This window comes from Streptococcus bouchesdurhonensis (genome assembly GCF_948472335.1).
In genome coordinates this window covers 236,370-248,854 of record NZ_CAOKTW010000004.1, presented here as the reverse complement: position 1 = coordinate 248,854, position 12,485 = coordinate 236,370, and the positions used below count along the sequence as shown (strand labels likewise).

General features: G+C 39.6%; 6 protein-coding genes, 2 tRNA genes and 5 pseudogenes. All 13 read left to right on the top strand.

The features are described from left to right. The first annotated feature begins 13 nt into the window (after positions 1 to 13). The 13 genes and pseudogenes from parC (at position 14) to QMQ21_RS08735 (ending at position 12,387) form a co-directional block, all read left to right on the top strand. Positions 14 to 2,482: pseudogene (gene parC / locus QMQ21_RS08795) on the top strand (DNA topoisomerase IV subunit A). 134 nt (positions 2,483 to 2,616) lie between these two features. Next, positions 2,617 to 3,639, top strand: coding sequence for a branched-chain amino acid aminotransferase (locus QMQ21_RS08790; protein WP_023936685.1), 1,023 nt, complete (start codon positions 2,617 to 2,619; stop codon positions 3,637 to 3,639). 22 nt (positions 3,640 to 3,661) lie between these two features. Further along, positions 3,662 to 5,627 (top strand): annotated as a pseudogene (locus QMQ21_RS08785) (peptide ABC transporter substrate-binding protein). A 64-nt stretch (positions 5,628 to 5,691) separates the two neighbouring features. Beyond that, positions 5,692 to 6,381, top strand: coding sequence for a DUF969 domain-containing protein (locus QMQ21_RS08780; protein ID WP_000454773.1), 690 nt, complete (start codon positions 5,692 to 5,694; stop codon positions 6,379 to 6,381). Then, on the top strand, positions 6,378 to 7,301 hold the full coding sequence (locus QMQ21_RS08775) for a DUF979 domain-containing protein (RefSeq protein WP_023936687.1): 924 nt from the start codon (positions 6,378 to 6,380) through the stop codon (positions 7,299 to 7,301). Before QMQ21_RS08780 ends, QMQ21_RS08775 begins: the two co-directional genes overlap by 4 nt. Before the next feature lie 14 nt (positions 7,302 to 7,315). Continuing rightward, entirely contained in the window at positions 7,316 to 7,960 is a 645-nt protein-coding gene (gene pcp, locus QMQ21_RS08770; protein ID WP_261814282.1) for a pyroglutamyl-peptidase I, read from the top strand. A 167-nt stretch (positions 7,961 to 8,127) separates the two neighbouring features. Beyond that, on the top strand, positions 8,128 to 8,358 hold the full coding sequence (locus QMQ21_RS08765; protein ID WP_000037111.1) for a DUF2969 domain-containing protein: 231 nt from the start codon (positions 8,128 to 8,130) through the stop codon (positions 8,356 to 8,358). A 49-nt stretch (positions 8,359 to 8,407) separates the two neighbouring features. After that, a tRNA-Tyr gene (locus QMQ21_RS08760) sits at positions 8,408 to 8,488 on the top strand. A 9-nt stretch (positions 8,489 to 8,497) separates the two neighbouring features. Beyond that, positions 8,498 to 8,569 (top strand) — tRNA-Gln (locus tag QMQ21_RS08755). 162 nt (positions 8,570 to 8,731) lie between these two features. Next, a pseudogene (gene rpsA, locus QMQ21_RS08750) lies at positions 8,732 to 9,932 on the top strand (30S ribosomal protein S1). 86 nt (positions 9,933 to 10,018) lie between these two features. Then, positions 10,019 to 10,515 (top strand): annotated as a pseudogene (locus QMQ21_RS08745) (GAF domain-containing protein). Further along, a pseudogene (dnaX, locus tag QMQ21_RS08740) lies at positions 10,515 to 12,165 on the top strand (DNA polymerase III subunit gamma/tau). The pseudogenes QMQ21_RS08745 and dnaX overlap by 1 nt, the downstream one beginning before the upstream one ends. 27 nt (positions 12,166 to 12,192) lie before the next feature. Continuing rightward, the gene (locus QMQ21_RS08735; protein ID WP_001041547.1) at positions 12,193 to 12,387 is read left to right on the top strand and encodes a DUF3272 domain-containing protein; all 195 of its coding nucleotides are present in this window, start codon (positions 12,193 to 12,195) and stop codon (positions 12,385 to 12,387) included. Positions 12,388 to 12,485: the final 98 nt, after the last annotated feature.

Sequence of the window (12,485 nt, the reverse complement as noted above, 5' to 3'; positions counted from 1 at the left end):
CTCTGTATCCTATATGAGTAACATTCAAAATATGTCCCTGGAGGACATCATGGGAGAGCGCTTTGGTCGCTACTCCAAGTACATTATTCAAGACCGCTTTGCCAGATATTCGTGATGGGTTGAAGCCGGTTCAGCGCCGTATTCTTTATTCTATGAATAAGGATAGCAATACTTTTGACAAGAGCTACCGTAAGTCGGCCAAGTCAGTCGGGAACATCATGGGGAATTTCCACCCACACGGGGATTCTTCTATCTATGATGCCATGGTTCGTATGTCACAGAACTGGAAAAATCGTGAGATTCTAGTTGAAATGCACGGTAATAACGGTTCTATGGACGGAGATCCTCCTGCGGCTATGCGTTATACTGAGGCACGTTTGTCTGAAATTGCAGGCTATCTTCTTCAGGATATCGATAAAAAGACAGTTCCTTTTGCATGGAACTTTGACGATACGGAGAAAGAACCAACGGTCTTGCCAGCAGCCTTTCCAAACCTCTTGGTCAATGGTTCGACTGGGATTTCGGCTGGTTATGCCACAGACATTCCTCCCCATAATTTAGCTGAGGTCATAGATGCTGCAGTTTACATGATTGACCACCCAACTGCAAAGATTGATAAACTCATGGAATTCTTGCCTGGACCAGACTTCCCTACAGGGGCTATTATTCAGGGTCGTGATGAAATCAAGAAAGCTTATGAGACTGGGAAAGGGCGCGTGGTTGTTCGTTCCAAGACTGAAATTGAAAAGCTAAAAGGTGGTAAGGAACAAATCGTTATTACTGAGATTCCTTATGAAATCAATAAGGCCAATCTAGTCAAGAAAATCGATGATGTTCGTGTCAATAACAAGGTGGCAGGCATTGCTGAGGTTCGTGATGAGTCTGACCGTAATGGTCTTCGTATTGCGATTGAGCTCAAAAAAGACGCTAATACGGAGCTCGTTCTCAACTATCTCTTCAAATACACAGACCTGCAAATCAACTACAACTTTAATATGGTGGCGATTGACAATTTCACGCCTCGTCAGGTTGGGATAGTTCCAATCTTGTCTAGCTACATCGCCCACCGTCGTGAAGTGATTTTGGCTCGTTCCCGCTTTGACAAGGAGAAGGCTGAGAAGCGTCTCCATATTGTCGAAGGTTTGATTCGTGTGATTTCGATTTTGGACGAAGTCATTGCTCTTATCCGCGCTTCTGAGAATAAGGCTGACTCCAAGGAAAACCTCAAAGTTAGCTATGATTTTACGGAAGAACAGGCTGAGGCTATCGTAACCTTGCAACTGTACCGTTTGACCAATACAGACGTAGTTGTCTTGCAGGAAGAAGAAGCAGAACTTCGTGAAAAGATTGCTATGCTTGCGGCGATTATCGGTGATGAACGGACCATGTACAATCTCATGAAGAAAGAACTTCGTGAGGTCAAGAAGAAATTTGCGACTCCACGTTTGAGTACTTTAGAAGACACTGCGAAAGCAATCGAGATTGATACAGCTAGTCTGATCGCCGAGGAAGATACCTACGTCAGCGTAACCAAGGCAGGTTACATCAAGCGTACCAGCCCGCGTTCCTTTGCGGCTTCAACGCTAGAGGAAATTGGCAAACGTGATGATGACCGTTTGATTTTTATTCAATCTGCCAAGACCACCCAGCATCTTTTGATGTTCACGACCTTTGGAAATGTCATTTATCGACCAATCCATGAATTAGCAGATATTCGTTGGAAGGACATCGGAGAGCATCTGAGCCAGACCATTACAAACTTTGAAACGAATGAAGAAATCCTTTATGTGGAAGTCGTGGATCAGTTTGATGATGCGACAACTTATTTTGCAGCGACTCGTCTCGGTCAAATCAAGCGTGTAGAACGAAAAGAATTCACTCCGTGGCGGACCTACAAGTCTAAGTCAGTTAAGTATGCTAAGCTCAAAGACGAGACAGACCAGATTGTAGCAGTGGCTCCGATTAAACTGGATGATGTTGTCTTGATTAGTCAAAACGGTTATGCCCTGCGTTTCAATATCGAAGAGGTTCCATTGTCGGTGCCAAGGCTGCAGGTGTCAAAGCTATAAACCTGAAAGCAGATGATGCGCTTCAAGCTGCCTTTATCTGCAATATGTCTTCTTTCTACCTTTTGACCCAGCGTGGAAGTTTAAAACGTGTTTCTATTGACGAAATTCCAGCAACTAGCCGTGCCAAACGAGGTTTACAAGTCTTGCGTGAGTTGAAAAACAAACCGCACCGTGTCTTCTTGGCTGGTGCAGTTGCAGAACAAGGTTTCGTTGGTGACCTCTTCAGTATAGAAGTGGACGGGAACGATCAAATTCTGCTTGTCCAATCCAATAAAGGAACAATCTATCAAAGTCGATTACAAGACTTGAACTTGTCAGAACGAACAAGTAACGGTAGCTTCATCTCTGACACGATTTCAGATGAAGAAGTTTTTGATGCTTATCTTCAGGAAGTATTTACTGAAGATAAATAAGTGAAATGAAGAATCAGTTCTAAGAGCTGTTTCTTTTTATTGAAGAAATTTTCTGAAAATTACAAAATATACTTGCTATTTTAGAAAAATAGTGTAGAATATAAGAAATAGGTTTTTAGAATAAGGAGTGGAATATGACAGTAACGATTGATTGGGAAAACCTTGGTTTCTCCTATATGAAATTACCTTATCGCTATATTGCTCATTTTAAAAATGGACAATGGAATCAAGGAGAACTTACAGAAGATGCAACCTTGCATATTTCAGAGTCTTCTCCAAGTCTCCACTATGGTCAACAAGCCTTTGAAGGTTTGAAAGCTTATCGTACTAAGGATGGCAGTGTTCAACTGTTCCGTCCTGATGAAAATGCCAAACGCCTGCAACGGACATGTGACCGTCTCTTGATGCCACAAGTTCCGACAGAAATGTTTGTAGAAGCTTGTAAAGCAGTTGTCCGTGCCAATGAAGAATACGTACCACCATACGGAACAGGTGGAACCCTCTATCTTCGCCCTCTTTTGATTGGTGTCGGAGATATTATCGGGGTAAAACCAGCAGAGGAGTATATTTTTACTATCTTTGCTATGCCAGTTGGAAATTACTTTAAGGGTGGTTTGGTCCCAACCAACTTCTTGATTCAGGATGAATATGACCGTGCTGCTCCAAATGGTACAGGTGCGGCTAAGGTTGGTGGAAACTATGCTGCCAGTCTCTTGCCAGGGAAATTGGCCAAGTCACGTCATTTCTCAGATGTTATCTACCTAGATCCATCAACACATACAAAGATTGAAGAAGTCGGATCAGCTAACTTCTTTGGAATTACAGCTGATAATGAATTTGTAACACCATTGAGTCCATCTATCTTGCCATCTATTACCAAGTATTCTTTGCTTTATTTGGCAGAACACCGCTTGGGTTTAACTCCTATTGAGGGTGATGTTCCAATTGATAACCTTGACCGTTTTGTAGAGGCAGGTGCCTGTGGTACAGCAGCGGTTATTTCTCCAATTGGAGGCATTCAACACGGTAATGATTTCCATGTATTCTATAGCGAAACAGAAGTAGGTCCTGTGACTCGTAAACTCTATGATGAATTGACAGGTATTCAGTTTGGTGATATTCCAGCGCCAGAAGGTTGGATTGTAAAAGTAGATTAAAAATATATTAAAGGAGATTTTTATGAAATCGAAAAAGTGGATTTTAACAACAGGACTTATCCTAAGCACAACATCTTTTAGCAGCCTGTGGAAAAGCTGATAAAGAAGCAGATGCTCCGACAACATTTTCTTATGTCTATGCAGTGGATCCAGCATCCTTGGACTACAGCATAGCAACGCGTACATCCACAACAGATATTATCGGAAATGTCGTTGATGGTTTGATGGAAAATGATAAATATGGTAATGTTATTCCTTCTTTGGCTGAGGATTGGTCTGTCTCAAAAGATGGATTGACTTATACCTATAAACTTCGTAAAGGAGTGAAATGGTACACATCAGAAGGCGAAGAATACGCAGAAGTAACAGCCCATGACTTTGTGACAGGACTAAAACACGTTGCTGATGGTAAGTCAGACGGTGTCTCTCTCATCCAAAATTCAATCAAAGGCTTGGACGCCTATATGACTGGTGAAACCAATGATTTCTCTGCAGTTGGTGTTAAAGCTTTGGATGACTACACAGTTGAGTATACATTGAATGCGCCAGAAAGTTTCTGGAATTCAAAAGTTACAACAGCGACGATGTTGCCAGTAAATGAAGAGTTTTTAAAGGCATCAGGAAAGAATTACGGAGAGGTTAGCCCAGCAGGCATTCTCTACAATGGTCCTTATTTCTTAAAAACATTGACTTCTAAATCGTTGATTGAATATGAAAAAAATCCAAATTACTGGGATAAAGAAAATGTTAAAATTGAGAAGATTAAATTGACCTACTACGATGGTTCAGATCAGGAATCGTTGATTCGTAGCTTCTCTTCAGGTGCCTATACGACAGCCCGTCTCTTCCCAAGTAGCTCAAACTTTGCTTCAACTTTGGAACAATACGGAGATAAAATTACTTATAGCCCACAGGACTCAAGTAGTTATTACTTCACCTTTAACGTAAATCGTCAATCATACAATAAAACTGCGAAAACAAGTGAAGAACAAAAGACTTCTACAAAAGAAGCTATGCTTAATAAGGACTTCCGTCAGGCTATCAACTTTGCCTTCAACCGCCATTCTTATGCTGCCCAGCTAAATGGTGAAGACGGTGCGGACAAGATTATTCGTAACAGTCTTGTTCCAGATAACTTCGTACAAGCAGGTGGTAAGAACTTTGGTCAAATCGCTCAAGCAGAGTTGGTGAACTATGGTGACCAATGGAAAGGTGTTGAGCTAGTTGACGGTAAGGATTCTATCTACAACCCTGACAAGGCTAAAGTTGCTTTCGAAAAAGCTAAGAAAGACCTGGAATCTAAAGGGGTAACTTTCCCAATTCACTTGGATGTCCTTATTGAACAAACAGATACTATCGCCGTTCAACAAAGCAACTCTTTCAAACAGTCTATTGAATCAACTCTTGGTGCTGAAAATGTTGTCATCGATGTACTTCAAATGACAGATAATGAAAAAGAAACGATTACATCACAAGCGCGTGTTCCTTCTCAAAAAGACTATGATTTGAACAGTACAGGATGGGCTCCAAGCTATCAAGATCCAGCGTCTTACTTGAATATTATGGATCCAAAATCTGGTTCTGCCATGAAACACCTTGGTATTACGAAAGGAAAAGATAAGGATGTTGTAGCTAAACTTGGTTTGGATCAATATAAGAAATTGTTAGAAGATGCTGCTTCTGAGACCACTGACCTAGAGAAGAGATATGAAAAATATGCCAAAGCTCAAGCTTGGTTGACAGATAGTTCATTATTGATGCCAACAGCTTCATCTGGCGGTTCTCCAGTTGTAAGTAACGTAGTACCATTCTCAAAACCATACTCACAAGTTGGTATTAAGGGGGATCCATATATCTTTAAAGGAATGAGATTGCAAAAAGATATTGTTACAACAAAAGAATATGACGAAGCTCTTAAAAAATGGCAAAAAGAAAAATTGGAATCCAATAGCAAATACCAAAAAGAACTAGAAAAACACATTAAATAAGGAATGGTATTGCTCTTGATAAAATTTTAAAAATACTGTCATTTTGGATATAAAGGAGTTTGATATGGAGTGGATTAAGCTAATAGGAATAGCAATCATTGTTGTGGGTTTTATTTTAAAGTTTGATACAATTGCAACAGTAGTCTTAGCTGGTTTGGTTACAGCTTTAGTTTCAGGTGTTTCTCTTGTTGAATTTTTGGAGATTTTGGGAAAAGAATTTAGCAATCAGCGAGTGCTCACGATTTTTATGGTTACCTTGCCTCTTGTGGGGCTGTCAGAAACCTTTGGACTCAAGCAACGATCAATTGATTTGATTCGAAAGATTAAAGGTCTGACAGTTGGAAACTTCTATACAGTTTATTTCTTTATTCGAGAGTTAGCTGGTTTCTTTTCAATTCGTCTAGGAGGACACCCTCAGTTTGTCAGACCTTTGGTTCAACCTATGGGAGAAGCAGCAGCAGAGTCTCAATTAGGTAGAAAGTTAACAGAGGTTGAAGATGAGACAATAAAAGCGCGTGCAGCTGCGAATGAAAATTTTGGAAATTTCTTTGCTCAAAATACGTTTGTAGGTGCTGGGGGAGTCCTCTTGATAGGGGGAACATTAGATCAGTTAGGCTATGAAAGCAATTATGCAGGGATTGCTTCTGCATCTATTATTGTTGCTGTTATAACACTTATTGTAGTGGGGATTTATAATTATTTATTTGATAAAAAATTGACATCAGAAAAGACTAGGGGAGGAGAACAAAAATGACAGAGTTGGCAAAGCAACTATTAGAGTTGACCTATATTGTGATTGGTTGTCAATTTCTCCATACAGCCTATTGTAGTTATAAAGATAAAACAAACCCAGTCCGATTTGGAACATCTGCATTTTGGATTTTATTGTCTATTACGTTTATAGGTGGTTCCTATATGCCAAATATGAGTATTGGTATTATTGTAATCCTATTATCGCTGTTAACATTGTTTAAGCAAGTCCGTATCGGAACCTTGCCATCCTTAGATGAAATGAAAGCCAATATTGAATCTAACAGATTGAAAAATAAAATTTTTATTCCAGTTATGCTGATGGCAATACTTGCGTTGGTCTTAGCGCAAATGATTCCAGAATTTAGCAAGATTTCGATTAGCCTTGCCGCCTTGTTTGCTACAATTTCTGTTCTTGTGATTACCAATAGTCACCCTAAGAGTTTGTTATCAGAAAATAATCGAATGACTCAGCAAGTTTCAACAAGTGGGATTGTTCCCCAATTATTAGGGGCTTTGGGGGCTATTTTTACTGTAGCAGGTGTTGGTGATGTTATCTCTCATCTGATTAGCGGTATTGTTCCTTCAGATAGTCGCTTTATAGGAGTTTTGGCCTATGTTCTTGGAATGGTTCTATTCACAATGATTATGGGAAATGCTTTTGCAGCATTCACCGTTATTACAGCAGGTGTTGGAGTTCCCTTTGTATTTGCTCTGGGAGCTAATCCAATTGTGGCTGGTGCTCTTGCCATGACAGCAGGTTATTGTGGGACCTTATTGACCCCAATGGCTGCTAATTTTAACGCTCTACCAGCAGCACTGATGGATATGAAAGATCAGAATGGTGTTATAAAGGCTCAAGCAGGTGTTGCTCTAGTAATGATTGTTATTCACATATTCTTAATGTATTTTCTCGCATTTTAGTAAAGGAAAATAAAATGAAAATATTGGTTACAGGTTTTAATCCTTTTGGAGGTGAAAAGATTAATCCAGCTTTGGAGGCTGTAAAATTATTACCATCTGAGATTAATGGGGCCGAAGTTCGCTGGGTAGAAATTCCAACGGTTTTTTATAAGTCGTCAGAAGTTTTAGAGGCAGAAATATTACGATATCAACCAGATGCTGTACTTTGTATTGGACAAGCAGGCGGCAGGACCTACTTAACACCTGAACGAGTGGCTATTAATCAAGATGATGCTCGCATACCTGATAACGAAGGCAATCAACCAATTGATACACCGATTCGTATTGATGGAGCATCGGCCTATTTTAGTAGTTTACCTATCAAAGCGATGGTACAAGCTATTAAAAAACAGGGACTTCCAGCAGTTGTGTCCAATAGTGCAGGAACCTTTGTTTGCAATCATTTGATGTACCAAGCTCTTTATTTAGTGGATAAAAAATTCCCTAATATGAGAGCAGGTTTCATGCATATTCCATATATGATGGAACAAGTAGTAAATAAGCCGAATACTGCAGGAATGAGTCTATGCGATATTGTAAGAGGCATAGAGGTAGCTATTGAAGCTATTGTAGACTACAAAGATAAGGATTTGCAGTTAGTAGGTGGTGAGACTCACTGATAACCTAAAAAGGATAGTCAATTATGCTTGTTTACTAACTATTAGCTATGCTAAATCGATTGAGGTTGTTTACATAAAACTCTATATCAGACAAGCCTGATATAGAGTTTTTTCTTGCTAGTTTTAGGATTTTCTTGTACAATAGAAAAAGTGAAGAGAGGTATGAAATGAGTAAGAAAGATAAAAAAATCGAAATTCAAGTAGCAGATGCCAAAGTTAATGTAGGAAAAGACAGTTTTGAAGGCTATACCTTGATCATTGGTAAAAAAGTTATCGGAGAAATTGCCGAATTAGAGGGACAATTTGCCATCATAAAGAATGGGAATGTCGATAGTTTTTATAAAAAATTGGAAAAAGCTGTGGAAATTTTGATTGAAAATTATAATTTAGCAAAATAAGTCTTGTTTTTTTGAAATTTTCATGATATAATAGTCCATGTTGATTGTAGGAGAGATAGCGAAGAGGCTAAACGCGGCGGACTGTAAATCCGCTCCTTCGGGTTCGGGGGTTCGAATCCCTCTCTCTCCATTTCATCAATGGGGTATAGCCAAGCGGTAAGGCAAGGGACTTTGACTCCCTCATGCGTTGGTTCGAATCCAGCTACCCCAGTTCTTAGGTAATAATCAAGATAAAAAGCAAAATATCTTAGGGTATTTTATTTTTATAATTGAAAGACGTGAACGATATGAACATGTCCTTGCGAGTGCTTAGGAAAAAAATTATAAGTATGTCAAGTTTAAGAAAAAACTTGATTGTTGGAGGATTTTTTAGATGAACGAATTTGAAGATTTGCTAAATAGCGTTAGCCAAGTTGAGACTGGTGATGTTGTTAGTGCTGAAGTATTGACAGTTGATGCGACTCAAGCTAACGTTGCAATCTCTGGAACTGGTGTTGAAGGTGTCTTGACTCTTCGCGAATTGACAAACGATCGCGATGCAGATATCAATGACTTTGTTAAAGTAGGAGAAGTATTGGATGTTCTTGTACTTCGTCAAGTAGTTGGTAAAGATACTGATACAGTTACATACCTTGTATCTAAAAAACGCCTTGAAGCTCGCAAAGCATGGGACAAACTTGTTGGTCGCGAAGAAGAAGTTGTTACTGTTAAAGGAACTCGTGCCGTTAAAGGTGGACTTTCAGTAGAATTTGAAGGTGTTCGTGGATTTATCCCAGCTTCAATGTTGGATACTCGTTTCGTACGTAACACTGAGCGTTTTGTAGGTCAAGAATTTGACGCTAAAATCAAAGAAGTTGATGCTAAAGAAAACCGCTTCATCCTTTCACGTCGTGAAGTTGTTGAAGCAGCTACAGCAGCAGCTCGCGCTGAAGTATTTGGTAAATTTGCTGTTGGTGATGTTGTAACTGGTAAAGTTGCTCGTATCACAAGTTTCGGTGCTTTCATCGACCTTGGTGGTGTTGACGGATTGGTTCACTTGACTGAATTGTCACATGAACGTAACGTTTCACCAAAATCAGTTGTAACTGTTGGTGAAGAAATTGAAGTGAAAATCCTTGATCTTAACGAAGAAGAAGGACGTGTATCACTTTCACTTAAAGCAACAGTACCAGGACCATGGGATGGTGTTGAGCAAAAATTGGCTAAAGGTGATGTAGTAGAAGGAACAGTTAAACGTTTGACTGACTTCGGTGCATTTGTTGAAGTATTGCCAGGTATCGATGGACTTGTTCACGTATCACAAATTTCACACAAACGTATTGAAAATCCAAAAGAAGCTCTTAAAGTTGGTCAAGAAGTTCAAGTTAAAGTTCTTGAAGTTAACGCAGATGCAGAGCGTGTATCACTTTCTATTAAAGCTCTTGAAGAACGTCCAGCTCAAGAAGAAGGACAAAAAGAAGAAAAACGTGCTGCTCCCACGTCGTCCAAGACGTCAAGAGAAGCGTGATTTCGAACTTCCAGAAACACAAACAGGATTTTCAATGGCTGATTTGTTTGGTGATATCGAACTTTAATCAAATTGAAAATTCACAAAATCCTTTGTTTACTAAACAAGGGATTTTTTCTTTTGTCTCTGCTCCTTTTTTGATATAATAGTTCTATGTTAAAATCAGAAAAACAATCACGTTATCAAATGTTAAATGAAGAATTGTCCTTCCTATTGGAAGGCGAAACCAATGTTTTGGCTAATCTTTCCAACGCCAGTGCTCTCATAAAATCACGTTTTCCTAATACCGTATTTGCAGGTTTTTATTTGTTCGATGGAAAGGAATTGGTTTTAGGTCCCTTCCAAGGAGGTGTTTCCTGTATCCGTATTGCACTAGGCAAGGGCGTATGTGGTGAAGCTGCTGAGTTGCAGGAAACAGTCCTGGTTGGTGATGTAAGGACCTATCCCAACTATATTTCTTGTGATAGTCTAGCTAAAGTGAAATTGTGGTGCCGATGATAAAGAATGGCCAACTACTTGGAGTTCTGGATCTGGATTCTTCAGAGATTGAGGATTACGATGCAATGGATCGAGATTATTTGGAACAATTTGTCGCTATTTTGCTTGAAAAGACAGCATGGGACTTTACAATGTTTGGGGAAAAATCTTAATGTATCAAGCACTTTATCGAAAATATAGAAGTCAAAACTTCTCCCAGTTGGTTGGTCAAGAAGTTGTGGCTAAGACTCTTAAACAAGCAGTAGAACAAGAGAAAATAAGTCATGCCTATCTTTTTTCTGGTCCACGTGGAACGGGAAAAACCAGTGTAGCTAAGATTTTTGCCAAAGCTATGAACTGTCCCAATCAAGTGGGTGGTGAACCTTGTAATAACTGCTATATTTGTCAGGCAGTGACGGACGGTAGTTTAGAAGATGTCATTGAAATGGATGCAGCCTCTAATAATGGGGTGGATGAAATTCGCGAAATTCGTGATAAATCTACCTATGCGCCTAGCCTTGCTCGTTATAAGGTTTACATCATAGATGAGGTTCACATGCTGTCTACAGGGGCTTTTAATGCCCTTCTAAAGACGTTGGAAGAGCCAACACAGAATGTGGTCTTTATTTTGGCTACTACTGAATTGCACAAGATTCCTGCGACTATTCTATCCCGTGTCCAACGTTTTGAATTTAAATCGATTAAAACACAGGATATTAAGGAACATATCCGCTATATCTTAGAAAAAGAAAATATCAGTTCTGAGCCAGAGGCTGTGGAAATCATTGCCAGACGGGCTGAAGGTGGAATGCGAGACGCCTTGTCTATTTTGGATCAAGCCCTGAGTTTGACACAGGGAAATGAGCTGACGACTGCCATCTCTGAAGAAATTACTGGCACTATTAGCCTATCAGCCTTAGATGATTATGTGGCTGCCTTGTCCCAGCAGGATGTTCCCAAAGCATTAGCTTGCTTAAATCTTCTCTTTGACAATGGTAAGAGCATGACTCGTTTTGTGACCGACCTTTTGCACTATTTAAGAGACTTGTTAATTGTTCAAACAGGGGGAGAAAATACTCATCATAGTCCAGTCTTTGTAGAAAATTTGGCACTTCCTCAAGAAAATCTGTTTGAAATGATTCGCTTAGCGACAGTGAGTTTAGCAGATATTAAGTCTAGTTTGCAGCCCAAGATTTATGCTGAAATGATGACCATCCGTTTGGCGGAAATCAAGCCCGAACCAGCTCTTTCTGGTGCAGTTGAAAGTAAAATTTCTGCACTGAGACAGGAAATTGCACGTCTCAAACAAGAGCTTTCTAATGTAGGTGCGGTTCCTAAACAAGTTGCACCTCCTAGTCGACCAGCTACGGGCAAAACAGTCTATCGTGTTGATCGCAATAAAGTGCAATCTATCTTACAAGAGGCCGTCGAAAATCCTGATTTAGCACGTCAAAATCTGATTCGTTTGCAGAATGCCTGGGGAGAGGTAATTGAAAGTCTAGGAGGCCCTGATAAGGCTCTGCTAGTTGGTTCTCAATATTGCGGCCAATGAACACCATGCTATTCTTGCTTTTGAGTCTAACTTCAATGCTGGTCAAACCATGAAACGGGACAATCTCAATACCATGTTTGGTAACATCCTCAGTCAGGCGGCAGGTTTTTCACCTGAGATTTTAGCTATTTCCATGGAGGAATGGAAAGAAGTTCGCGCAGCCTTTTCAGCCAAAGCCAAATCTTCTCAAACTGAAAAAGAAGCAGAAGAAAGTCTGATTCCAGAAGGATTTGAATTTTTGGCTGATAAAGTGAAGGTAGAGGAAGACTAAAGAAAGATTTCATGATACAATAAATTTATGAATAAACAACAATTTATTATTATGGCGCTGTTTACAGCTGCTGAGACCTATTTTTTCAATGAAGCCTGGATGACTGGCCGCTATATTATGGCAGCCTTTTGGGCAATTTTACTCTTCAGAAATTTTCGTGTCAGTTATGTGATGGGCAAAATCGTTGATGTCATCGATCAGCATTTTAATAGGAAAGACTAGCCTTCAGCTTCCAGACAAAATCAAAGCCTTTTAGGCTTTTTTTGTTATACTATAAAAGTATATTTATTGACCTTTTATACTCTTCGAAAATCTCTTCA